Source organism: Paracoccus indicus (assembly GCF_003056335.1).
GTDB lineage: Bacteria > Pseudomonadota > Alphaproteobacteria > Rhodobacterales > Rhodobacteraceae > Paracoccus > Paracoccus indicus.
The window spans coordinates 308,011-329,583 of sequence record NZ_PYWA01000005.1; the positions used below are offsets into that span (position 1 = coordinate 308,011).

The 21,573-nt window shown below is 66.5% G+C and carries 18 protein-coding genes; 4 read left to right on the forward strand and 14 right to left on the reverse strand.

The window, feature by feature from the left end; translation table 11 throughout:
* Positions 1 to 60: 60 nt before the first annotated feature.
* Positions 61 to 825, reverse strand: coding sequence for a response regulator transcription factor (locus DDE75_RS10675; protein ID WP_108502347.1), 765 nt, complete (start codon positions 823 to 825; stop codon positions 61 to 63).
* Between the two features lie 379 nt (positions 826 to 1,204).
* Between DDE75_RS10675 and DDE75_RS10680 the strand changes: the two genes are divergently transcribed.
* Positions 1,205 to 1,840, forward strand: a complete 636-nt coding sequence (locus DDE75_RS10680; protein ID WP_108502348.1) for a NeuD/PglB/VioB family sugar acetyltransferase — start codon at positions 1,205 to 1,207, stop codon at positions 1,838 to 1,840.
* Here the strand turns inward: DDE75_RS10680 and DDE75_RS10685 are convergent, their stop codons facing one another.
* Genes DDE75_RS10685 through DDE75_RS10705 form a run of 5 tightly spaced genes read right to left on the reverse strand, consistent with a single transcriptional unit; the run spans position 1,841 to position 6,648 of the window.
* Positions 1,841 to 3,007, reverse strand: a complete 1,167-nt coding sequence (locus DDE75_RS10685) for a DegT/DnrJ/EryC1/StrS family aminotransferase (protein WP_108502349.1) — start codon at positions 3,005 to 3,007, stop codon at positions 1,841 to 1,843.
* Complete coding sequence (locus DDE75_RS10690; RefSeq protein WP_108502350.1) at positions 3,004 to 3,990, reverse strand: NAD-dependent epimerase/dehydratase family protein; 987 nt, start codon at positions 3,988 to 3,990, stop codon at positions 3,004 to 3,006. Before DDE75_RS10690 ends, DDE75_RS10685 begins: the two co-directional genes overlap by 4 nt.
* Positions 3,991 to 4,001: 11 nt before the next feature.
* Entirely contained in the window at positions 4,002 to 5,114 is a 1,113-nt protein-coding gene (locus DDE75_RS10695; protein ID WP_108502351.1) for a DegT/DnrJ/EryC1/StrS family aminotransferase, read from the reverse strand.
* Positions 5,111 to 6,127, reverse strand: a complete 1,017-nt coding sequence (locus DDE75_RS10700; protein WP_108502352.1) for a Gfo/Idh/MocA family protein — start codon at positions 6,125 to 6,127, stop codon at positions 5,111 to 5,113. Before DDE75_RS10700 ends, DDE75_RS10695 begins: the two co-directional genes overlap by 4 nt.
* A complete protein-coding gene (locus DDE75_RS10705) occupies positions 6,124 to 6,648 on the reverse strand; it encodes an acyltransferase (protein ID WP_108502353.1) in 525 nt (174 codons plus the stop codon). The genes DDE75_RS10700 and DDE75_RS10705 overlap by 4 nt, the downstream gene beginning before the upstream one ends.
* A gap of 613 nt (positions 6,649 to 7,261) precedes the next feature.
* On the opposite strand from DDE75_RS10705, the gene DDE75_RS10710 reads away from it, so the two are divergent.
* Together DDE75_RS10710 and DDE75_RS10715 are read left to right on the forward strand one after the other, a co-directional pair.
* Positions 7,262 to 8,056 (forward strand): Crp/Fnr family transcriptional regulator, encoded by a 795-nt coding sequence (locus DDE75_RS10710; protein WP_108502354.1) that lies wholly within the window; start codon positions 7,262 to 7,264, stop codon positions 8,054 to 8,056.
* Between the two features lie 33 nt (positions 8,057 to 8,089).
* Positions 8,090 to 8,932, forward strand: coding sequence for a phytanoyl-CoA dioxygenase family protein (locus DDE75_RS10715; protein ID WP_108502355.1), 843 nt, complete (start codon positions 8,090 to 8,092; stop codon positions 8,930 to 8,932).
* Here DDE75_RS10715 and DDE75_RS10720 read toward each other — a convergent pair.
* The 3 genes from DDE75_RS10720 to DDE75_RS10730 form a co-directional block, all read right to left on the reverse strand.
* On the reverse strand, positions 8,905 to 10,140 hold the full coding sequence (locus tag DDE75_RS10720) for a right-handed parallel beta-helix repeat-containing protein (protein ID WP_108502356.1): 1,236 nt from the start codon (positions 10,138 to 10,140) through the stop codon (positions 8,905 to 8,907). The genes DDE75_RS10715 and DDE75_RS10720 overlap by 28 nt on opposite strands.
* The gene (locus DDE75_RS10725) at positions 10,137 to 11,366 is read right to left on the reverse strand and encodes a glycosyltransferase family 4 protein (RefSeq protein WP_108502357.1); all 1,230 of its coding nucleotides are present in this window, start codon (positions 11,364 to 11,366) and stop codon (positions 10,137 to 10,139) included. The genes DDE75_RS10720 and DDE75_RS10725 overlap by 4 nt, the downstream gene beginning before the upstream one ends.
* 101 nt (positions 11,367 to 11,467) lie before the next feature.
* The gene (locus DDE75_RS10730) at positions 11,468 to 12,193 is read right to left on the reverse strand and encodes a DUF1428 domain-containing protein (RefSeq protein ID WP_108502358.1); all 726 of its coding nucleotides are present in this window, start codon (positions 12,191 to 12,193) and stop codon (positions 11,468 to 11,470) included.
* A 98-nt stretch (positions 12,194 to 12,291) separates the two neighbouring features.
* Between DDE75_RS10730 and DDE75_RS10735 the strand changes: the two genes are divergently transcribed.
* Positions 12,292 to 12,939 (forward strand): winged helix-turn-helix transcriptional regulator, encoded by a 648-nt coding sequence (locus DDE75_RS10735; protein ID WP_108502359.1) that lies wholly within the window; start codon positions 12,292 to 12,294, stop codon positions 12,937 to 12,939.
* Positions 12,940 to 12,942: 3 nt separating this feature from the next.
* Here DDE75_RS10735 and DDE75_RS10740 read toward each other — a convergent pair whose 3' ends face one another.
* The 5 genes from DDE75_RS10740 to DDE75_RS10760 form a co-directional block, all read right to left on the reverse strand.
* A complete protein-coding gene (locus DDE75_RS10740) occupies positions 12,943 to 14,409 on the reverse strand; it encodes an oligosaccharide flippase family protein (RefSeq protein WP_108502360.1) in 1,467 nt (488 codons plus the stop codon).
* Between the two features lie 18 nt (positions 14,410 to 14,427).
* Positions 14,428 to 16,083: a glycosyltransferase family 4 protein gene (locus DDE75_RS10745; protein ID WP_108502361.1), complete on the reverse strand. Its 1,656-nt coding sequence runs from the start codon at positions 16,081 to 16,083 to the stop codon at positions 14,428 to 14,430.
* The gene (locus DDE75_RS10750) at positions 16,083 to 16,898 is read right to left on the reverse strand and encodes a glycosyltransferase family 2 protein (protein ID WP_108502362.1); all 816 of its coding nucleotides are present in this window, start codon (positions 16,896 to 16,898) and stop codon (positions 16,083 to 16,085) included. Before DDE75_RS10750 ends, DDE75_RS10745 begins: the two co-directional genes overlap by 1 nt.
* A 129-nt stretch (positions 16,899 to 17,027) precedes the next feature.
* Entirely contained in the window at positions 17,028 to 18,824 is a 1,797-nt protein-coding gene (locus DDE75_RS10755; RefSeq protein ID WP_108502363.1) for a gluzincin family metallopeptidase, read from the reverse strand.
* A gap of 4 nt (positions 18,825 to 18,828) precedes the next feature.
* Positions 18,829 to 21,456 carry a caspase family protein gene (locus tag DDE75_RS10760; protein WP_108502364.1) on the reverse strand — a complete coding sequence of 876 codons (2,628 nt, stop codon included), beginning with the start codon at positions 21,454 to 21,456 and terminating at the stop codon, positions 18,829 to 18,831.
* Between the last annotated feature and the right edge of the window lie 117 nt (positions 21,457 to 21,573).

Genomic DNA, 21,573 nt, shown 5'->3' on the forward strand with positions numbered 1-21,573 from the left:
CCATGCGAAAACCCCGACACCCGTGGGCATCGGGGTTCCCCCATTGGTTTTCTCGTGACTTCAGTGCGCGGTCGATCCGTCCCTGTCGCCCGTTCCGATCAGGCTGTTCAGGCGCTGCGCCGCCTGCGTCCGGTTCGTCGCGTTCACCTTGCGCATGATGTTGCGGATATGGACCTTGACCGTGCTTTCACACAGGTTCAGCTCATAGGCGATGGTCTTGTTGGCGGCACCCCGCTGCAGGGCGCGGGCGACGGCCAGCTGGCGTTCGGTGAAATGATCCTCGGACTCCTCGGTGCTGTGCTGGTTGGCGGCCAGGGTCTTGCTCAGCGTCACAAGGCTGCTGCGCGGCAGATAGGTGCCGCCCGAATGGACGATGCGGATGGCCTCGACCACATCGGCGAACTTGCCCTCGGGGGGGACGAAACCCGCCGCCCCGCTGGCGATGGCCGCCAGCATGGATTCCAGATCGGTCTGATCGGCAAGGATGATCACGCGGCAGGCCCCCGCCATGCCGATGACACCGTTGACCTCGGAGGCGATGCGTTCGTCCAGCATCGACGCGCTTCCGATGTTGTAGAGGATGACCTGGTTGTCACCCTCCAGATGACCCGCGCGCCATGCCTCGATCGAGGCGTGGCTCTCGATCACCGCACCGGCGCGATAGGCCTCGAGGCAATGGACGAAGCAGTCGCGCGCCAAGGGACGCGGATCGATCACCACCACCTGCGGCTGAACCTGCGCCGCCCAAGTCTTGTCACTAGCCTGTCGTTTCGTTCCTTCCGAAATTGGCGGATTTTCGTCGTTGGCCGAATAACGATGCAACATGTAAACATACCCCACGATTACTGGTGACGGTATCGGGAAAGAAACAATATCCGATGCGTCACGTTATACCCCGGCAAGAATTGCCTGCCGCCCCCCGGCTTTGCGCGATCGCATTCAATAATCTGATATCAATGAATTATCACGCACCAGAGCCAGGGTTTGGCCCCCTCGTGAAGCTGAAGTTACAGGTTGGTTCTTATGTCCAATATGATTACGATCAACTTTACATACCCAAAAGTGTATTTAAGACTTGGATATCGGCAGAAATCCGCCAACATTATTATATTCGAATATAGATAAGATTGTATAATTCACTCTTAGGTTGATTTTATTTTATCAGGATCACCCATAAAGATATATCTCAACGTCGGAGCACAGCATGACCGCACGGCCACGAATCGTCTGCCTCGGATATTCGGGAAACGCGCTTGAGATGTTCGAACATCTGGCCAGCGCCTTTCACGTCGCGGCCTTTCTGGACGACAACCCCCAGCTTGCCGGCCACAGCTTTCAGGGGGTTCCGGTGCTGCCCATGGCCGCGCTGGACCGTTTCGACGACGCGCTGGTGCTGGTCACCTATGGTTCGCAGCGCAGCATCGGCGTGCGGGCGGCCAATGTCGCAAGACTGGGCCTGGCGCGCGAGCGTTTCGCGACGGTCATCCATCCCGCGGCGCATGTCTCGGGTTTCGCGCGGATCGGCGCGGGGACGATGGTCTTTCCGGGGGCGGTGGTGACCTTCAACGCGGAAATCGGCGATCACTGCATGATCCTGCCGGGCAGCGTCGTGCATCACGACGTCACCTTGGGCGATCACGTACTGGTCGGGTCCAACGTCACCATCGCCGGTCATTGCCACGTGGACCAGGGCTGCTATCTGGGCAGCGCCAGTGCGTTCCGGAACGGCGTGAAGGTCGGGGCGGGATCGGTGATCGGCATGGCCGCGAATGTCATCGGGGACGTGCCGCCGGGATCGGTGATGATCGGCAATCCGGCACGCCCCCTGAAGCCGCGCTGATCAGGCCAGCGCGCGCAGCGGCATCTTCTGGGCGGCCAATGCCTCGGCCAGGACCGCGACCACCTTGTCCAGCTGATCGAAGCTCATCTGTGCGAACAGCGGCAAGAGCACGCTTTCGTCGCGCGCCCGTTCCGATCGCGTCAGATCATGGGGCAGCGGGATGTCGGCGCAGGCCTCCTCCAGGTGCATGCACATGATGCCGCGACGCGTGGCCACCCCGGCCTGCAGCATGTGCTGCATCAGGGCCAGCTGGTCGATGCCGTGATCCAGACGGACGGCATAGCTTTGCCAGTTCGACTGCATCCCCGCCGGTTCATGCGGTACCGTAACCCCCGGCAGATCGGCCAACCGCCGGTGATAGCGGGCCGCCAATGCGCGGCGCGACTGGATGATCTTGGGCAGGCGCTGCAACTGTTGCAGCCCGATCGCCGCCTGGATGTCGGTCATGCGATAATTGAAGCCGGGAACGGGATAGTCCTCGAAGATGACGCTGTTGCTGGCGTGGCGCTGCGTGTCGCTGACCGACATGCCGTGCTGGCGCCACAGGCGGAAGGCGGCGTCCAGATCGGGGCGGTCGGTGGTCAGCATCCCGCCCTCGCCGGTGCTGATGACCTTGCGCGGGTGGAAGGAGAAGCAGACCACGTCGCCGATGGGCCGCCCGATGGGCTGCCATGCGTCGTCCAGCCGGATCATCGACCCCGCGGCGCAGGCGGCATCCTCGACCACGCGCAGGTCGTGGGCGCGGGCGATGGCCATGATGGCGGCCATGTCGCAGGGCATGCCGATCTGATGCACGCAGAGGATCGCGCGTGTCCGGTGGGTGATGGCCGGGACGATGGCATCGGGGTCGATGTTGTAGCCGCCTTCCTCGATGTCGACGAAGACGGGGGTGGCGCCGCATTGGCGGATGGCATTGGCACCGGCGATGAAGGAATGGCTGACGGTGATGACCTCATCGCCCGGCTCGACGCCCACGGCCAGCAGGGCCAGATGCAGCGCCGTGGTGCAGTTCGAGACCGCGCAGGCATGGGCCGCGCCCGTCAGCCGGGCAAATTCCCGTTCCAGGGCGGCGACCTGCGGCCCCTGCGACACCCAGCCCGACAGCACCGCGGCGGCGGCGGCATCGGCCTCGGGGGGGCCCATCAGGGGCATGGCGATGGGGATCATTGCGCGACCTCGTGCAGGCTGGTTTCCGAGGCCCACCAATCGACCAGATCGCGCAGCCCCTGCGCCACGGGAATGGTGGCGGTGAAGCCCAGGTCGCGCTTGGCCGCAGCGGTGCAAGCCAGACGGCGCGGCACCGGATTGACCGAGCGTTCGGGCGCAAACTCCGGCGTCAGATCGGGGCGGCCCATGGCGTCCGCCAGCATCGCCGCCAGTTGCAGCAGCGAGGTCTCGGTCCCGCCGCCGACGTTATAGACCGCGTCACTTGCATCCGACATCGCCGCCAGCACGTTGGCGCGGGCCACGTCGCGCACGTCGATCATGTCCATCGTCTGCATCCCATCGCCGAAGATGATCGGCGGCTGACCGGCGGCGATGCGTTCCATCCAGCGGACCATCACCTCGGTATAGCGGCCATGCAGATCCATGCGCGGGCCATAGACGTTGAAATAGCGCAGGGCGACATAGTTCAGCCCTTCCATGTCGTTCAGCGACCGCAGCAGCCCCTCGCCCATGGTCTTGGCCGCGCCATAGAGCGTGCGGTTGCCATAGGGCGGTTCGGCCTCGGTCGTCGGAAAGCTGGACGCCATGCCATAGACCGAGGCCGAAGACGCCATCACCACCTTCTGCACGCGATGCTTCACGCAAATCTGCAGAAGGTCGAAGGTGGCGTTCACCATCACCTCCATCGCCAAGTCGGGTTCGGCGGCGCAATGGGTGATGCGCAGCGCGGCCTGATGGAAGACGATGTCGCTGTCGGCGACCAGACGCTCCATCAGGGCGTGGTCGCGGATGTCGCCGGTGACGATGCGCAGGCGCGGATCGGTGATGGCGTCAGAGAGGTTCTCGGCCCGTCCGCGGATCAGGTTGTCGACGGCGACGACCTGCCCGCAGCCCTGCGCCAGCAGCGCGTCGATGATATGGGACCCGACAAAGCCCGAGCCGCCGGTGACAAGAATGCGCTTGCCCGCAATATCCTGGGTCATGGTGTTGCCTTTCAGGCGCGCAGGGCCACGGGGGCTGCGACGGTTTCATTGACGGCGGCGATCACGGCTTGCACCTGATCGGCACCCATATGCGGGTGGATGGGCAGCGACATGGTGGCGTCGCAGAAGGCCTCGGCCACGGGGAAATCGCCGCGGCGATAGCCCAGATCGGCGTGACAGGGCTGCAGGTGGACCGGCACCGGATAGTGGATGTTTGTGGGCACGCCCGCCTGCTTCAGCTGGGCCATCACCGCATCGCGCGCGGGCGTGGCGATGGCATAGACGTGACAGACGTGATCTGTACCAAAGGGTCCGGCGGCGCGCGGGATGCTGGGGTCCAGCCCCGCGTCATAGGCATTGGCGACATCGCGGCGCGCGGCGTTCCACGCGTCCAGATGCGGCAGCTTGACCCCAAGGACGGCCCCTTGGACCGCATCCATGCGATAGTTGAAGCCCCTCAGGACGTGGTTGTATTTCCCCTGCTGACCCCAATCGCGCAGGCAACGCAGGCGGGCGGCAAGCGCATCGTCGCTGGTCACCACCGCGCCGCCTTCGCCGCAGGCCCCGAGGTTCTTGCCCGGATAGAAGCTGAAGCAGCCCATGTCCCCGAAGCTGCCCGCAGCACCGTCGCGGTGCGCGCCATGGGCCTGGGCCGCGTCCTCGATCACGGTCAGCCCGTGGGCGCGTGCGATGGCGTTGATCGTCGTCATGTCGGCCAGCCGCCCATGCAGATGCACGGGCATGATGGCGCGGGTGCGCGGGGTGATGGCAGCGAAGACGGATGCGGGGTCCATGCACCATGTGACCGGGTCGATGTCGACCAGCACCGGCGTCGCCCCGGCATAGGTGATGGCCGCGACGGTCGCAACGAAGGTGGCGGGGACGGTGATCACCTCGTCCCCCGGACCTATGCCGGCTGCGACCAGCGCCAGATGCAGGGCGGCGGTGCCGGTGCTGACGGCGATGGCGTGGCGCGTGCCGCAGAAGCGGGCGAAGGCCTCCTCGAACCGTTCGACGGGTTCGCCAAGGACATAGCTGCCGCCGCGCAGGGTCGCCAAGACGGCGGATTCCAGTTCGGGGGCGATCTGGTCGTATTGGGTCCGCAGGTCAAGAAACTGGATCATGACGCTTCCTTCAGGGTGACAAGGTCGACGGGGAAACCGCGCATGCTGCAGGACCGGCTGGCGGCGGCCAGCATCTCGACCACGCGCAGCCCGCTGGCGCCGTCGGTCAGGGGGGTGCTGCCTGCGTTGATGCAGCGGATGAATTCCTCGGCCTCGGTGACCAGGGCCTCCTTGGTGGAGAGCGCGGGCGCGCGCATGTCGCCCGACCGATACGAGATCATCTGCTGATAGGCATCGGGCGCATCCGCCCCGCAGTCGTAGATCTTGACCTTCTCGCTGGTCTGCATGTCGTCATAGATGATCATCTTTTGGCTGCCGCCGATCAGCGTCTGGCGGATCTTGACCGGGGCCAGCCAGTTGACGTTCAGATGCGCCATCGCCCCGTTTTCGTAATAGACCGACAGATGCGCCATGTTTTCCGGCCGCCCCTGCAGGAAGCCCGCCGCACTGGCGGAAATGGCGACGGGGGTGGATTTCATCAGGCGTTCCATGATGGCAAAATCATGGACGGCCAGATCCCAGATGACGTTCACGTCGCGCTGGAACAGCCCCAGGTTCACCCGCGTCGAGTCGTAGTAGTAAACATCCCCGATCTCTCCGGATTCGATGACGCGGGCGATGGTCTGGACCGCGCCTGTATAGACGAAAGTGTGGTCCACCATCAGCACCACGTTGCGGCGCGCAGCCTCGGCGATCATGATGCGGGCGCGTTCGGGCGTTTCGGCCATGGGCTTTTCGACCAGCACATGCTTGCCGCGCCGCAGGGCGTCCATCGACATGTCGAAATGCGTGCTGACAGGTGTGGCGATCATCACCGCGTCCACATTGGGATCGGCGATCATGTCGGCGATCGAGGTCGTCAGCCGCGCACCGGGATGGGCCAGGCCTGCGCGTTCCAGCGCCTTGGGCGACATGTCGGCGATCATCTCGAGCCGGGCGTCCTTCATGCCCGACACCGCGCGGGCCAGGTTCGGCCCCCAATAGCCATAGCCTGCAAGTCCAAGCCGGATCATGACGCCACCTCGTTTGCTGTCATCCGTGAAACTTCGGGCGGGACCGCGGTGCGCGACCGGATGTCGCCGGTCACGCGGGCGGGCACGCCCACGACGATCGCATAGGCCGGCACGTCCTGCGTCACGACCGCCCCCGCCCCGATCAGCGCGCTTTCCCCGATGGTGATGCCGCACAGGATGGTGGCGTTCGACCCGATCGCCGCCCCGCGACTGACCCGCGTGCGCAACAGGTTCCAGTCGTTCGCGCCCTTCAGCGATCCGTCGGGATTGGTGCTGGCGGGCAGCAGGTCGTTGGTGAACATGACGCCATGGCCGACGAAGACATGCTCCTCCAGCTCGACCCCCTCGCAGAGGAAGGAATGGGACGAGATCTTGCAGCGGTCCCCGACCGTGCAGCCGCGCTGGATTTCCACGAACGGTCCGATGCTGGTCTGATTGCCGACCCGGCAGCCGTAAAGGTTCACCAGCTCGGGGCAGGGTATCCTGACATCCGTGGCAAGTTCGCAATCTGTGATGGGCATGCAAACGCCTCCTGAAGCAAGCGCCACCCGGAACGGCTGGCCGCAGATCACGCTACTGCGGAACCGTCGCGGAACCAGTTCGCACTAGGTGGAATGCCCGTCGTGGCGGATGCGCCCTTAGGCCCGCAGGAGGCGTCCACATCCCCCCGTGGTTGCACAGGCCCATGTCCGAACCGGGGCGGCCTACGACCTTTGTCCCCCGCACTGTCCGAAAGTATATGTTCAACAATGGCCACCCTAACCCATTGCCCGTGCAGGATGTGCCGCCACGGGGCATCACATGCCGAAAAACGTATTCGTTTCAATGAACTTGTCGCCGTTCGCGCGCGATGACCTGCGGAAACGTCGCCGCAACCCTCGATTGAAGTGCCGAAATCTGACCGGTCGTTCAGGATTTCGCACCACTTGCCGACTGATCCTGATCAGTGTCCAATATGTCTGTTCATGGCTGGATCGGGGCGGGGTCGTCCGGCGTCGGGCAGAGCATCCCTCGATGATCGGGCCATCACCACGAAGGCCCTGCGCCGTGTTCCGTCGCAAGATGGCACTGGGCGCAGGGACCTCGTTTGGTCTATACATAATGCGTTAACCAGTTCGATTTCAGGTAAGATCAATGGCAGCCGCCGAAAACAAGACCACTCTGGACCAGCTGCGACGGATACGCGGCATCGACATCGACACGTCGGAAAGGCTGGCGCTTTTCAGACGCAAGATCGTCACCGTCGAGGCAGGCGACACCATCATCTTCGAAGGGCAGGAAAAGCGGCGCGGTTATTTCCTGTGTTCGGGCTGGGCATCCTCGGTCCGGCATCTGATCGACGGCAGCGACCAGATCCTGGACGTCAGGATCCCGGGCGATTTCATCGGCATCTCGGACATGCGGCTGAAGCACGCCCCCCATGCCACCGAGGCCATCACCCGGGTCGAGCTGGCACCCATCAGCTTTCGCGCGCTTCTGTCCATGAGCGCAGGCGCCGGTCAGCTGGCAGAGGCGATCCTGTTTTCCATCAATTGCGACATGGCGATCATCAGCGAACATCTGGTCGGCGTCGCCCGGCGCAATCCACAGGTCCGCACCGCGCATTTCCTGCTGGAACTGTCCGAGCGTCTGACCCGTGTCGGCATCGACGACCCCGATTGCTTCCATTGTCCCCTGTCGCAATACCTAATGGCGGACGTGCTGGGGCTGACGGCGGTGCATTTGAACCGCACCCTGCGCCAGCTGCGCGAACGCGGCTTCGTCAGCTTCAAGAGCGCGACCGTCGACATCCGCGACCGCGCCGGCATGATCGAGTTCGCAGGCTTCGACCCGTCCTATCTGCATCAGGCACAAAGCCGCAGCGCGATCTCGGGGTTGGTGGGGCCCGACGGGCGGTCGAACGGCAACGGATATTTCCGCGCGAACTAGGGCTGGCCGTGGCCACCATTCAAGGTACGACAGATGCGTGAACACGCCCAGCCCGATCCGAACGACACCCGCGCCCATCTTAAGGCGGCGGGCCATGCCCTGCTGCCCGGCGTGCTGGGCGCGGGGCGCGTCGCGCAGCTGCGCCAGGTGATCGAGCAGCACTTCGCGCGGGCCGGAAGGGCGCGGCTTGGCGGCAAGATCCAGTCGCGTGCCCTGGATCACGTGCGCGGTCTGCGACAGGCCCTGCTGACGCCCGAGCTTGCGGCCGTCATGGCCGCGCATGTCCCGGGGATGCCGCTGCTGACCGGGGATTGCACGGTCACGATGAACACGCGGGCGGGCTGGCGCCGCGACGCCCTGATCCATGCATCCCTTGACCCCGCCACCCTGAACGCCCCGGATTCCACGGTCCTGCGGGCGGCGATCTTCCTGCAGGATCAGAAGGGCCACGGTTTCCTGACCCGCCCCGGATCGCATCTGGACCTGCGCGCCGATAAGATCGCGCCGCAGCATGTGCCCATACGGGCAGGCGACGTCGTCGTCATGGATGCGCGGCTGGATCATGCCGATCACCCGCCCACCGCCGCCACGATGGCGCTGCGGGGGCTGTCGCGACCTGCAGGTCCACTGATGCGCCGCGACCCCGAGGATGTGTTGACCGCCTGGCGCGACAGATTGCGTGGCAGTCGTGCGAACCGCATCGCCCTGTTCGTGACATTCGGAGCCGACGACCGCTGGACGCGGGCCTATGAACGGGCCGGACGCGACAGGCACGGCCCCCCTGCCCTGATCGACGGTGAAACCCGCGCATTGCTGGATGGTCTGGGCCTTGGCATCATCCAGCCGGATCAGGGCAAGGCCGGGTCGAATTCATAGGCGCCCATGTCGATCAGGCCCCTGACGCGCGCCCTGCCCGCCAGATCACGCGCCCCCGCCGGACGCCGGCCCCGGCCCGCGTCAATGGCGGGCGATCCCGGCAGCAACTGGAAGCGTCCCTGCGCCGGGTCCGTGAACATCGGCGATAAGCCCTGAAGATTGCCGTCGCGGGAACGAAAGCGCGCGCCGTTCCACAAGATCACCGGCCTTTGTCCGCCATGCGCAAGGTTGGCCACGGCCTTCACCGATCGATGCGCCAGGCTGAAGGCCGTGTTGTGGGCATTGGCCGCCGGATCGGCGACGGCGATGTTGTTTTCGACGACGGCCCCTGCCGCGGTCTGGGTGATCGTGATCTCTCCACGTTCGGTGCCGGGATTCAATGGGTCCAGGTTGTTGTGCCAGGCTGTATTGTTGCGGACCGTGACGTTGTCGCTTTGAAAGACCTGGATGCCCTTGCCGCCATTGCGATAGACAAGGTTGTCCTCGACCAGCGTGGGAAAGCCATAGGGCGGGTGACCGGTGCCAAGGTTGCGCAGCCAGTCGATGATGATGCCGTTGCCGTCGGTATGGGGCGCGGGCACGGTGGTGGTCATGTTGTCGTGGCTGATGTTGCGCCGGATGATGGTCCGAAAGCCCCGGTCGCGCGTATCGCCCGTCAGATCGATGTTCGAGGCCACCGAGATCCCGCTGGTCTGATAGCCGTTCGTGGCGGCATTGCGGAAGGTGCGGTTGTCCTCGATGATCTGGAACTCGGACAGATAGAAGGATATGCCGCTGCCGCCGCTGTCGTGGACGGTGTTGTGGCGCAGATGGACGTGATGACATCTTTCCCCGTCGATCCCGTGGCCACCGCCACCCACGATGTCGAACCCCTGCACCGTGACGTGATCCGCCCTGATGTTCACCGTGCTGTAGGTGCCCTGCGGCGGCCTGATCCTTGCGCCCGATTGCTGCAGGGACCGCAGGGTGACATGGCGCCCCGGTTCGCCGCCCTGCCGGATGAACAGCTGCTCGACATAGGTGCCGGGGTGGACAAGGATCGTGTCGCCCGCGCCATGCGGCGATGCCAGCGCCTGCCCGATGGTGGTGAAAGGCCGCGCGGCCGAGCCGTTTCCCACCCCCTGCCCCTTGGCGACATGGATCACCCGCGCCTGCGCCATGGACACGCACGACAGGCAAAGCAGCGCAAGGATGACGGACCGGATCACCCTTCCATGGGTCCGGAGGCATAGAATTGCGCCATCGTCACGCGGGCGCGGTGATCGGCATCAAACAGCCGCGCGCGGTTCTGCGCCCCCTGCCGCAGCCGCGCCATCCGCGCAGGATCGCCCAGCATCGCCGCGCAGGCCGCCGACAGGCGTTCGGCCAGCCTTTCCGCCTTTTGATCGCCGCAGGGCACCACCGCACCGCAGCTGTCGTCGACGGCAATCCCCGGGCCGCCCAGGTCCAGGCAGACCACGGGCAGCGCGGCGGAAAGCGCCTCGCCGATGACATGGGGGCCGCTGTCGTGAAGGCTGGGGAACAGGAACAGGTCGTGGGCGGCATAAAGCGCCGCCATCCGGTCGCCCGGCACCTGCCCGGCAAAATCGACCGCCGCTTCCAGCCCCAGGTCGCGGGCCTGTTGGCGCATGGCGTCTGCCTCGGGGCCGGTGCCGGCAATGGTCAGGCGGGCCTGGGGCAGATGGGCGCGCAGATGCGCCAGCGCCATGATCGCCAGATGCGCGCCCTTCCAGTATTCCAGCCGCCCGACGAACAGCAACGCGGGCTTGCCGCCGATCCGCGTGACGATGCCGCCCGGCGTGGGCGCAAGGATGTCGGCCACGACATGGGTGCGGGGCCGGTGGCGTGCGGGAACAAGTGCGGCGGTTTCGGGGTCGGTGACCAGAATGGCATCGGCGCGACGCAGGCAGGACCGCACCATCGGATCGATGCGGCTGACGGCATTGATCACATCGCGCAGCCTTTCGCGCCGCTGCCCCCCTTGGGGAAAGGACGGGCGCAGAGCCTTGGGCGCGGCAGCACCTCCGCCGACGGGGCCGAAGACGAATCGCGGCCCCAGCCCGCCCAGGAACGAGGGCCAGCGCAGCACCGTCCAGGTCAGATGGTGGATCACGTCGAAATCCTGGTCCCGCAGCATTCGGCGCACGCGGCTGCGGGCGGTCATCTGCCATGCCATGTAGTGCTGACGGATATGGCGCGCCTCGGCATAGCCGGGACCGGGCCAACCCGGCACGTCGTGGAAGGCAAAGCGCAGGTTCGCGGGCGGCGGGTGATCGGCGCAATGGGCCTGGATCACGTCGCGATGGTGGCTGCCGCAGGTCAGGACGGTCACCTCGCACCCCTGCCGTGCAAGGGCCGTGGCGAACAGCCAGCCCTTGCCCGGTTCAGAGCCTGCGTTCGGTTCGCAGGCATAGGCGGAAAGAAGCACCCTCATGGGATCCGGGTCCGGTTTGGGATCGATACCCCGACAGATCAGCGCGAATGCGCCGCGCCATCAAGACCGCCCTGTGGATGCGGCAGGCATCCATTCGGTCATCACCCTTCCGCCGCGCTGTCGAAGGCGGTCCGGAAGCCGCCCCAGAACATGCGCATCCCGTCGAAGGGCATCTCGGGCATCGGCTTGCCCTGCGCTTCCTCGTGCATGGTCCGGAAGGCCGCGTCGCAGGTCGCGCGGTCGGGCCATTGCACCCAGCTGAAGACGATCACCTCGCCCTCCTTGGCATGTGTCGCGCGATAGAAATCTGTGCGCTTGCCGTGGGGCACGTCCTGCCCCCAGCATTCGACCGAACCCAAGGCGCCAAGACGCTGAAACATCTGCCAACCCTCATGGGCCATGGCCAGGTAATCCTCGCGCCTGTCGGCCGGAACCGCCGCCACGAAGCCCTGCACGTAATCCGTGGGCGCGTCGGTGCCGCTGGTCAGGATCGGCTCGAACCCGCCCGCGATCATGCGGCTGCCGTCGAAGGGCATGGCGGACAGCTTCTGCATATCCGGGTCGCCGGGCAGTTTATGCCAGCAGGCATCCGCCGTGGCGCGGTCCGGCCATTCGATCCATGAAAAGGTCACGGTTTCATGGGCCGCCGCATCCACGGCACCCTGGAAATCGGTCTGCTTGCCCTTGGGCAGATCGACGCCCCAGCAATCGACCATGCGCAGCGCGCCATGCTTGCGGAACATCTGCCACAGCTGCGTGACATGATGCAGATAATCGTCCTGGGACTCTGTCGGCACGGGGGCAAGGGCACCGTTGATATAGGTCATCTGACGTCTCCTGCTGTGGGTGGAATCACCTTGGGTGACGGCGATTGTCCCTTCAGACTGAGCCTGTTAGTAGTAAAAAACAACTAAAAGAGAGCTCCGTGACCAAACAGGCAAAAAACCAGCCGCGCATCCGGTATGACGAGGGCTGTCTTGGTGCCCATGCGCTGAACCTTGTGGGCGACAGGTGGGCGCTGCTGGTCGTGCGCGAGCTGGTCTTCGCCGCCAAACGCTTCGGGGCGATCCGCGCAGGGCTGCCGGGGGTGACGGCCAGCGTGTTGACGGGCCGGTTGGCGCAGTTGGAACAGGCGGGGGTCGTCACCCACGACCCCCAGGCGGGGACCTATGGGCTGACGGATGCGGGGCACGGGTTGCTGCCGGTGCTGCAGGCGCTGTGCCGATGGGCCTTGACGGTGCCGGGACATGATCCGCGACGGTTCATCAGCCCCTCGGCGCTGATGATCTCGATGGGGGTGACGCTGCGGGCGGGGCCGGATGCCAGCGCCGGCTTCGCTTTCGGCCCCGAGGCGTTCCAGATGCATCTGCAATCGGGCGTGCTGCGGACGACCGCGGTCGCGGACCCGCAGGCACCCTTCGTGCTGCGCGGCGACGGCAACGCCTTGGCGGCGGCGGTCTATGGGCCGCAGCCGCTGGCAGCGCTGGTTGCATCGGGGGTGGTGCAGGCGTCGGGTGATCTGGACCGCGCGCAGCGTTTCATCGACCAGTTCAGCCTGCAACCACGCGACTGAGCATCATTCGGCCGGGTGGACGGCGGGACCGCGCGGGCGGGTGATCATCCGCCAGACGGCCATGATCTCGGACCTGATCGGGTGGTCGGTCAGCATGATCCCCGCCAGCCAGCCGATCGCGGCCCCCACCACCGCCACCGCCGTCTGCCCCATGTCCAGATCGAAGCCCCGGCCCGAGGTCGCGATGACCACCACCGGCAGCGCGGCGGTAGCCGCCGTCACGCCGATGCTGCGCAGCGATGCAAGCCACAGCTGCCCGAACTGCAGCCCGATGGCCCGGCGGATGAACAGCAGCGCCACGAACATCTGGAACGGCGCGATGACCAGCAGGCTGGCCGCCACCGCCGTCAGCCCCAGATGCGCCGCCGCGATGACCGCCAGGACCGAGGGCGGCAGGCAGATCAGGCTGGCCCAGAAGGTGTCGCGGATGCGCCCGACGCTGACCAGCAGCGGGAAGGTCATGAAGGCCGGGGCCAGCGCCATGGTCGCGGTCGCGATGATGCGGACCAGCGGCGGGGTCTCGCTCCATTGGGCGCCCAGCAGGATGGCGACGACAGGATTGGCCAGCAGCGCCAGCATCATCAGCGTAGGCCATTGGATGGCCGACATCAGCGCATGTCCGCGCAGATAGCTGACGCGCAGATCGCCCCCCTGCCGCGAATGCATCGCCATCGCCGGCAGCACGACCGGTTGCAGCGCCGAGACCAGCGCCCGGTCGGGAAGCTGGCAGACGGTCACGGCGCGGGCATAGATGCCCACCGCATCGACGCCCAGCAGGCGGCCCAGGGCCAGGCGGGGCAGCATCTCGTAGGCCATGTTCAGCACCGTGACCGAGGATGACACCGCCCCGAAGGACAGGATGCGCCGCGCGCCCTGAAGGGACGGTCGAAAGACCCAGAACTCGGGTCGCAGCAGCATCGCGCCCAAGGCCAGCACCGCGCCCGCGGCGACGATCCCCCAGACATGGCTGACCGGCCCCCAGCCCATCGCGCCAAGGGTGATGGTGACGCCCGCGTTGACCATCGCCATGGCGACGTTCAGCATCGCCAACCGGGTGAACGACAGGTCGCGCTGCATCAGCGCCAGCAGCGGCCCGCCGAAGGGTGCGATCACGAAGGACAGCGCGGCGACGACCAGCAGCCGCCCCACCTGGGGCTCTTGAAAGAACCCCGCGATCAGATCGGATGCCGCCACCAGCAATCCTGCCAGCGACAGCGAGATCATCAGCGTGATCGTGAAGACCGTCCGCACCATCTGCGGCGCCAGCGTCTTTTCCTGCACGATGAAGATGCCCGTTCCGAACTGGCGCAGGTTGTCCAGCAGCAGGATGACGGTGCTGGCCAGCAGATAGATGCCCGTCTCGGCCGGGGTCAGGATGCGCGACATGGTGGCCAGCGTGACGACGCTGATGACCTGGGTGGCGTATTTGTCCGCGACCGAGGCGATGACGCTGCGGCGAATGACGCTCATGCGCAGGGTGTCGCTGTCTTAGGGCTCACGGCGCAGGCTCCTTCGAAGGGTGGTGCCAAGCCAAGCGGGGATCAGCGCACGCAGCGGACTGCCCGCCAGATCGCGCCTGGCGGCGATGCGGATCAGGTGGCGGATACGCCAGCCGGGCGGTGCGGCCTTCAGGACCAGCTGGGTCGCGCGCGACACGCGGATGGTGTCCGATCCGCCGATGCCGACCGGATCGTCGAAGACGAAGGGGATGAACAGGTCCAGATCGCCCATCCCCTGCATGGGGGCCAGATCGCCGGGATTGCGCGGCAAACCCTCGGTGCTGCGATAGAGGTCGGCCAGCTGACGACGCCAGCCCGCCCCGGTGTTGTTTTCGACGACCCGGGCCAGCGTTCGCGCGCCAAGGCTGCGCCGTGCCGCGTCGTCGCGCACCAGTGCCGCGATGGTCCGGCGCAGTTCGGCGACCGAATGCGTGGTCGCCATCACCCCGTCCAGACCCGGCGAATCCGCCGCCATCACGCCGCAATCGGGTCCATAGGCCGCGCGGGTGACCAGCGGCAACCCCTGCATCCCCGCTTCCAGAAGCGAGGTGATCGAGACGAAGGGGAAGGCATCCAGGTAGATGTCCGCCGCATCCAGATAGGGCTGGGTCTGCGTCGTCTCGCCGATCAGATGCACCTGCCCCGGCACCTGCGCGATGCTGTCCGCCCATGCAGGCATCTGACCCGGACCGACGACGACCATATGCATCTGCGGGTTGTCGTGCAGCACCGGCAGCAGAGCCTGCACGAAGTTGTCGCCGCCGATGTCGCGGAACTTGACGGCCCGCGCGATGGTCAGGACCACCACCGCCTCGGACGGGATCCCCAAGGCCTGTCGCGCCGCCTGCCGGGACATCTGCCGGGGCCGGTCGCCAAGGCACAACGGGATCAGCGCGCTGCGTTCAGGCATAACGCCGCGCCGGTCCAATCCCAGCTGCCGCCCGCTGCGCCGTGTGTTCACGATCATGTCCACGATGCCCGCGCCCAGCCAGAACTGGTGATCGCCGTGATTGACCATCATGCTGGGCGGGCGGTTCACCAGCCCCGCCAGCGCGATCATCGGCACCACGTCCATGTTGTGGACATGCAGCACCACAATATCGGCCCGCGCCATCAGCGCCTGCATCCCGCGCGCCCATCGCAGCAGCCCCCCCGGTCGCGCGTTCAGGCAAGTGACCGAGCCCCGCGCATCCTGCACCGCATCGGCGACATCCTGCGGCAGCGGGCAATGCTGGCCGGTCAATGCCAGCGAATGGACGTTGTCGGGATCGTTGCAGATCCAATGGGCGACCATGCGGGCGTGACCGCCGATGCCGTAAAGCTCGGTCGCGACATGCAGGATGCGGCGGGGGGTGCCCTCGTCCCGGGGCGGGCGGCAGGGGCGGTCGTCATGCAGCGCCTGCCGGCCAAGCTGGCGCAGCATGGCCTCGATCCGCGGGTCGGTGAACTGGCCGGTGTGCCACAGGACGGCGTAATTCGCTGCTGCCTGCAGGGCCGCCGTCGCCTGCGCGTGGCGACGCCGCGCCAGCAGCAGGCGGGCGCGTTCCAGCAGCCGGTCGTATTCCGCACGCCGCTGCGCGATGATGGCAGGGCCTTCGCGGCGCCAACCGGCCAGAACCGCATCGGGGTCCGCACGGTGGTCCATCACGACCCCTGCCGCGATGATTGCCCGCCCGAAGGTCGCAGCCGTTCCGCAAGGCATGCCAGCCGCAACCGCGCGACGCTGCGACGGCGTACCGGCCAACCGATCTGGCGCCGGATCTGCATGCGTTCATGGGCGGGCAGCGATCCGAACCACGCGAAGGGCCGGTCCGTGACCGACAGCGGCTTGCCGCCCTCGGGCATCGCCTCGCCCATACGCAGATAATCGGCCTCGTATGGGGTGCGATAGCAGACGGTGGGCGTGACCAGATGGGCGTGATCCAGACGCGCGCCCAGGATCGTCTGCCAATAGATCGTATCGACGATATCGGCCAGCCCGCGCGGGATCAGCCCCCAACGCGCCACCAAGGGCGCAGCGGCACGGGTCAGGAAATAGCAGCTGGTATCGACATGGCTGCGCCCGTCGTTCTTGTCGTCGTCGAACATGAAGGTTCCGTCGAAGCGGTGCATCGAACGGCCTGCCGTGCAGACCGCGGCCCCGGTCGCGTGATGCAGATCGATCATGCGCTCCAGGTGATCGGGCTGGAACCAGTTGTCGGCATCCAGGAATGCCACCGCGTCGTAACCGTGGTTGAAGGCACTGATGCTGCCCAGCACGCGCGGAATGTTGCCGCCGTCGCGATGGCCGTCGGGCAGCGTCATGTGACGCGCGTCCCACTCATCGACCATCGGGTTGGGAAAGCCGTCCGCGACCAAGATGTGGCGGCAGGGAACGCTTTGCGCCCGCACGCTGTCGTGGCACATGCGCAGGACGGCGTCGGCTTCCTTGTAATAGGGTGTCACCACCGCGATGCGCATAAGTCGGACGTCCTGTTGCTGCCCCTGCCGCAAGGCTAGCAGAGGCCGGCGCGCGGCAGTCTTTGGCTTTATGGCGAAACGGCGCGCCGATCGATCAAGCCCCCTGCCCGAAAGGCGTAGGCAGCTTCGTCATCCCGCGCATATCGCCCGTCGGTGGCCCGGTTCGGGGACCAGCCGCCCCCGGTCCAGCATCATCTGACCCCGGGCCAGGGCCTTGTGCAGATGGTCCGCCTCGGCTTCCTGTCGGTAGGGGTTGTCGATGCGTTGGCTGACGATCATCGTGGGGGTGCCGGTGGCGTCCAGGATCAGCGTCGCACCACCCTTGTGGCGCATGACCCCCTGGCCCGTCGCGATGTCGCAGGTCTGGGTGATCTCGGCGATGATCGAGAAATCGACGAAGCCCCCCGGCCCCACCCGCAGCGTCGGCCTGATCGAGGTGACCTGCGGCGCAGACAGCCCCTCGGCCCCCTTCACCGCCGCCCGCAGCCCCAGCTGATGCGCCAGCCGGGGATCGTCGTCGATGGCCAGTGCCAGGGCGCTGGCCTGACGGCGGATCTCTGACGCCGAAAGCGGGAAGGCCGGGCTGACGTGATAGCGCAGCTGGGACAGCGCTAGGCCGGGGATGGGGTGGACGGGAACCTCGGGCGGGCCCCATGCCAGCGCCGATTCCGATGGCACGTCGATCCCCTGCGGATAGATGCCCCGTCGGCGGAAGGCCTGGATCAGCTCCTCTCGATAGCCGCAGTCGTCCTGCGGGGCCAGCAGCCGGTCGGCCGTGATCAGCGCGCGCAGGTAATCGGCAAAGAGGATCGCGGCAGGCGGGCAGTAATCCAGCGCACGGATGCAGATGGACAGGAAATGCCCCGCCGTGCGCACCGCAATGCGCTGGACCTGGTCCTGCAGATAGCGCCCGACCGCGCTGCCCGAAGGTGCCGCCAGTGCCATCAGCGGCCCGATGCGGCGGTCCAGCGCATGCAGGAAGGCCTCGAATATGGCCGAGGACAGCAGCCCGCCGCGATCATGGGGCGCATCGGGGGCCTCGTCATAGCGTGGCAGGCCCTCGGACCCCTCACCCGCCTCGGTCCAGGCGATGTCCAGCGTGCGCAGGCCCGACCGGCGCACCAGCCGCCCCAGTTCCGGCGCAAGGCTGACCAAAGACGCGCCGCGCAGGAAATCCATCCCCGACCCCGCCAGCAGATGCGACAGATAGCTTGGGCGGGCAAAGCGCGACAGCAGTGCCACGATATCGGCCATCGCCTCGTGGAAGGCGAAGACGTCGGGGTTCACCGGCATGTCGTAGTCGGGCCGCAGCCCGTCGATCAGGGCGTGGGTGACCTCATGCGCGGTGACGTCGCTGGACAGCGCCGTGAACCGCAGCAACCGCCGATCGGCATGGTCGCTGTCGGGGCCCGCGGGGCTGTAGCCGAAGCTGACCGCGCCCGCATCGCGGTCGTAGCAGGCGTTCAGCGCGTTCTGGCCGAAGGGCATCAGGCGCAGCGGCGGATGGTGATCCTGCCGCCAGAAGGCCCATGCGACGGGACGGCCAAGCGCGCTGCGAAAGGCCTCGTAGGTCGCCATGGCTGTGAAATAGACGTTGCGGCAGTGGGTCTCGTCGCAGCCTTGGTCGAAGGTGAAATCATCGGGGCCGGGCCGGTCCAGATCGGGCCTGCTGCGCGACACGCCGCTGACGCAATCGGTGGCATCGACGGTGAACAGCCGCCCCTGCGGACCCGGTGCCAGCGGTTCATATGGCACCGCCATCCGTGACAGACCGCCGTCGCGGGTTCGGATCGACCCGTCGACGGTAAAGACCTGCCCCCGCCGCCAGCGCGCCGGCAGGTTGCCCTTCAGCGCATAGCAGGCGCCGGTGACGCCCGCCTCGCGCGTGATCGTGGGGTGGATGGTCAGGCGGGGCAGGACCTGCATCGCCTCAGACCAGCGGGAAGGCCTGATCCATCCGCGCAGGGTCGCAATAGACCCCCGGCGTCTGGTTGTTGCCCGCCGTCAGCGCGTTGATCCTTGCGCGGAACTGGGTGTTGGTCATCGCACCCGGGTTTGCGGCCAGCATGTCGCGCACGGCCCGCGAAAAGACCCCCATCACCGGCGATCCGTTTTCCTGCGCCGTCTGGATGGCCGAGGATGCGCTGTAGAGAACATGGTTCGACCCCTCGTATCCCGTCCCGCGCATGCCCGTCGGCCGCAGCGTCAGGGTCCTGCCATGCGGCACGTAATTGGCCTTGCGCAACGTCCCCAGGCTGCGTGGGCGGCCAGACATGGCAAGGCGCGTCGCGCTGCCCGAATGGCAGCTGTCCAGAAAGACATGCATCTGTGCGGCAGGGTCCAGCGCCTGCAGCAGGGTATGGATCTGGTCGTCGATCAGCGCGTGATCCAGCTGCGTCTCCAGCCCCGGGCTGTTGTTCGAGGCAACGATGGCCTGATCACGAGCCATGTCGCCATCGTCGTCATCCGTGCCGAATTCGGGCATCACCTCCATCCCGTGGCCGGAATAATGCCAGATCAGACTGTCGCCCGCCCGCCCGCGCGCCACGAAGTCGCGCAGATGCGCTACCAGCGCGTCGCGATGGGTTTGTTCGGGGGCGGTGATCTGGGTGACGTGATAGCCGCGCTGTTCCAACAGATCGCGCCAGCTGTCGGAATCGCGCGCGCAACCGTTCAGCTTGGCAGCGCCCGCATAGTGATCGATGCCGATGGTCAACGCGATCCGCGCGGGCTGACGGGCCATGGCGGGCGGATTGTCGGAACGCACCTCGGGGGTCGCAGCGGGCGCAGGCTGGTCGGTCATCTCCAGATATAGGCGCAGATCGTCCGGCAGGCGCGGCATCATCTCGTCGCCCCCGCGTGCGCTGCGGGCATTCTCGGGGAAAGGGGTGATCCGCGCGTCATGCCCCGGCCCGCGGATGAAGCGCATCACCGACCACATGGTCGCCGGGTCGTTGTCGAAGCCGCCATGGCTAGTCGCATCCGACCGCAACCGTCGCGGTGTCCCCTGAGGCGAGGGCGAGAAGACCAGCGCCTCGCGCGTGACGCCATTGGCCCAATCGGCAAGTCCCGCGACCAGCGCGGTGTCGTCCAGCAGATCGCGCTGCAACCCTGCGATCGGCGTCGGGCGGGATGTCTCGAACCCGAAGGCCACCAGATACAGCAGCGACTTGCCATAGATGCCGATGACGGTGTCGTCCCGCTCGGCCGTGTCGGTCATGGTATAGATCCGATGGCGCAGCGTCGCGCCCCCCGCCGCCAGCCCCGAGCGGTAAAGAGCCGTGGTCGCCGCCGGGGCCAGCGTCTGCAGGCTTTGCGCCGGACAGCCCGCCTGCCGCAGCACCGGCAACAGATGCAGCAGCACGATGGACCCCGCGCTGTGCCCCACCAGGTCGATGGGCGCGTCGGGCCCGAAGACCCGCCCCAGTTCGCGCGCCAGCAGGGTCAGCCCGTGCTGATCGCCGGGGGCGGAACACTGCCGCGCGCTGTTCTTCATGGTGGCCCAGATGCCGCGTCCGAAGATCTGCACCAGCCCCTCGATCGCGGCGTCGCGGATGCCGCCAAGGTCGAAGCCACGGGTGGCGCGGCGGCCGAACTGTTGCGCGATCATCTGCCAGATCACCGACAGCGCGTCGCTTTCCCAGATGCAGAAGACCGGATAGACGTCGTTCTCCAGCCACCAGGCCGCGGTGCTGCGGGCGTAGTCCAGGGCCAGCCCTTCGCTGACGAGACCGCCATGGGCATAGATCACCAGCCGCCTCCCGCTGCCCTGATCGATCCAGTCACGCGCCCGATCCGCAATGGCCGCCACATCCGAGGCATCGGTCTGGAACGCCCCGTCCCGCGACAATGCGCCAAAGCGCATGTTGACGACGTGATGCTTCAGATCGACCGTGCCCCCCCGCGATGATGCCACGGGCGCGGGCGTCACTTCGCGGCGCAGGGGGGCGGCCACGGGACGGTTCGCGGCCAGCCAGCGCAGGTGGTCGTCGATCACCTCGGACCGGATGCGCCGTTCGTCGTGCCGACTGTCGTCGGCCATCAGTTGCCGGAAGGCGGCCTCGACGCTGTCGCGGTCGAAGACGGGTTCCAGTTCGGCGGGCCAGTCCATCTTCTGGCGGGCGATCAGGGGGGGCGTCGTGCGGCTGCGACCGGTGCTGTCCTGCAGCCCCGCCAGCAGTTGCACTAGCGTTCCGCGGACCGCATCGGCATCCTTGGGATCGCAAGGACATATCAGCACCCGAACCATCGCCTGACCGTCCTGCGCACCGCAATCGGGATGGCGCAGCATTGCGGCCCAGCCCGATGGGAATATCACCAGATGGGGCAAATCCATGCCGTCATCGAAACCCTGCCTTTCAACCTCGGAGATAACTTCGAAAATCGCATTCAATTCGCCCGCATTTTCAGAAAGCTGCGCGAAATCCCCGACCCGCGTCAGCGCCGGGCCGACATCGACCTGCACCTGCAGGCTTTCGGCATCCACGAAGGGGGCTGCGCGGGCGAAGAAGGCGGTGATCTCGGGCTGGTTGCGAAAGATGGGACCGATGGCGGACATTCAGACACTCCCCCTCATGGCGCTGGCGCCGCTAATAAGGAAACCAATTACGTGAGCAAGCCTGACATATATCAGGAGTCTCGCCGACTATAATATAATCAAGACTCATTTAATATA

Bases quoted from the DNA above. Each gene is read 5' to 3' on its own strand.
- DDE75_RS10685 (WP_108502349.1), bottom strand. From the start codon at position 3,007: ATGATCCCCATCGCCATGCCCCTGATGGGCCCCCCCGAGGCCGATGCC.
- DDE75_RS10675 (WP_108502347.1), bottom strand. From the start codon at position 825: ATGTTGCATCGTTATTCGGCCAACGACGAAAATCCGCCAATTTCGGAA.
- DDE75_RS10715 (WP_108502355.1), top strand. From the start codon at position 8,090: ATGCGTGAACACGCCCAGCCCGATCCGAACGACACCCGCGCCCATCTT.
- DDE75_RS10755 (WP_108502363.1), bottom strand. From the start codon at position 18,824: ATGCAGGTCCTGCCCCGCCTGACCATCCACCCCACGATCACGCGCGAG.
- DDE75_RS10700 (WP_108502352.1), bottom strand. From the start codon at position 6,127: ATGATCCGGCTTGGACTTGCAGGCTATGGCTATTGGGGGCCGAACCTG.
- DDE75_RS10705 (WP_108502353.1), bottom strand. From the start codon at position 6,648: ATGCCCATCACAGATTGCGAACTTGCCACGGATGTCAGGATACCCTGC.
- DDE75_RS10680 (WP_108502348.1), top strand. From the start codon at position 1,205: ATGACCGCACGGCCACGAATCGTCTGCCTCGGATATTCGGGAAACGCG.
- DDE75_RS10760 (WP_108502364.1), bottom strand. From the start codon at position 21,456: ATGTCCGCCATCGGTCCCATCTTTCGCAACCAGCCCGAGATCACCGCC.
- DDE75_RS10750 (WP_108502362.1), bottom strand. From the start codon at position 16,898: ATGCGCATCGCGGTGGTGACACCCTATTACAAGGAAGCCGACGCCGTC.
- DDE75_RS10725 (WP_108502357.1), bottom strand. From the start codon at position 11,366: ATGAGGGTGCTTCTTTCCGCCTATGCCTGCGAACCGAACGCAGGCTCT.
- DDE75_RS10695 (WP_108502351.1), bottom strand. From the start codon at position 5,114: ATGATCCAGTTTCTTGACCTGCGGACCCAATACGACCAGATCGCCCCC.
- DDE75_RS10730 (WP_108502358.1), bottom strand. From the start codon at position 12,193: ATGACCTATATCAACGGTGCCCTTGCCCCCGTGCCGACAGAGTCCCAG.
- DDE75_RS10745 (WP_108502361.1), bottom strand. From the start codon at position 16,083: ATGGACCACCGTGCGGACCCCGATGCGGTTCTGGCCGGTTGGCGCCGC.
- DDE75_RS10710 (WP_108502354.1), top strand. From the start codon at position 7,262: ATGGCAGCCGCCGAAAACAAGACCACTCTGGACCAGCTGCGACGGATA.
- DDE75_RS10740 (WP_108502360.1), bottom strand. From the start codon at position 14,409: ATGAGCGTCATTCGCCGCAGCGTCATCGCCTCGGTCGCGGACAAATAC.
- DDE75_RS10690 (WP_108502350.1), bottom strand. From the start codon at position 3,990: ATGACCCAGGATATTGCGGGCAAGCGCATTCTTGTCACCGGCGGCTCG.